The 1,089-nt window shown below is 36.5% G+C and carries 1 protein-coding gene; it reads left to right on the top strand.

Annotation, left to right across the window (positions count from 1 at the left end):
- Positions 1-75 precede the first annotated feature (75 nt).
- Positions 76-1,089, top strand: a 1,014-nt coding sequence (secY, locus tag DWA30_RS01720; protein WP_168421716.1) for a preprotein translocase subunit SecY, incomplete at its 3' end; no start/stop codon positions are given.

Here is a 1,089-nt window from a genome sequence, read left to right as displayed (position 1 = left end):
AAGCAATGAATAAAGATACGAGTGTTGTTCAAGAGCTAAATATAAAAACAAAGGAAGGGGAATAAAGTTATGTTATTGAAGAAATTTTTAGTAGTTTTAGCGGGTGTTATTTTATTTAGAATCGGTTCGTTTATTCCAATTCCGGGGGTTGATGCTGTTTTAGTGGGCCAGTTTTTCAATAACAGTAATGGAACAATACTTGATTTTGTGAACGCCTTTGGTGGTGGCTCCCTAGAAAGGATGTCTATCTTTTCTACGGGTATAATGCCCTATATATCAGCGTCTATTATCTTATATGTTGCAACATTTTTCTCGCCACATATAAAGTCTTTGCAACAAGAAGGTATGAAAGGACAGACAAAAATTGCACAATACACAAGGTGGCTTACTCTGGGTATTGCAACCTTTCAGGCCTTTATGTTAACAAGCGCTTTGTCTACACAGGTTGTGGGTGAATCAAGAATTATTCCAAATGCTGGTTTTGATTTCTATATAACTGCTATTCTTGCCTTGGTTGCAGGCACCATGACTCTTATATGGATTGGTGAAAAAATAACCGAATATGGCATTGGTAATGGTATTTCTCTTATCATTTATGCCGGTATTGTATCAGGATTGCCACAAGCTATAGGACAAACTGTAAACTTGATAGATAATGGTGAAATCGATAAATTAACTGTTATTGTTGTTTCTGTTGCTGTATTAGCTGCGATTGTGTTTGTTGTTTATGTTGAAAAAGCAAGAAGAGAAGTGCCTGTAGAGCATTCTCAGAAAAGTTTTGAACATTTGCATTCTCACAAAGGGAAGTTGCCTTTTAAGCTTAACTCTGCCGGTATAATGCCGCCGATCTTTGCTGCGATGATTCTAACACTTCCTGCAACTTTAAACGCATTTGCTGAAAGTATGGATTTCCAATTTTTAACGAATATAACATACTATTTCCAGCACGGAACAGTATTTTACATGATGTTCTACGCTGTGATGATAATTGTGTTTTCTCATTTCTTGGTTAAAAGCAAAAACAACCCTAAAGATTTGTCTGATAAATTAAAGGGGCAGGGTGCATTTATTAGAGGACTTAGGCCCGGA

Origin of the sequence: Candidatus Ulvibacter alkanivorans, from assembly GCF_003333325.1 — a bacterium.
Taxonomy (GTDB): domain Bacteria; phylum Bacteroidota; class Bacteroidia; order Flavobacteriales; family Flavobacteriaceae; genus Ulvibacter_A; species Ulvibacter_A alkanivorans.
Note: the sequence above shows the minus strand (reverse complement) of the source record. Positions and strands in the feature narration are given on the sequence as shown.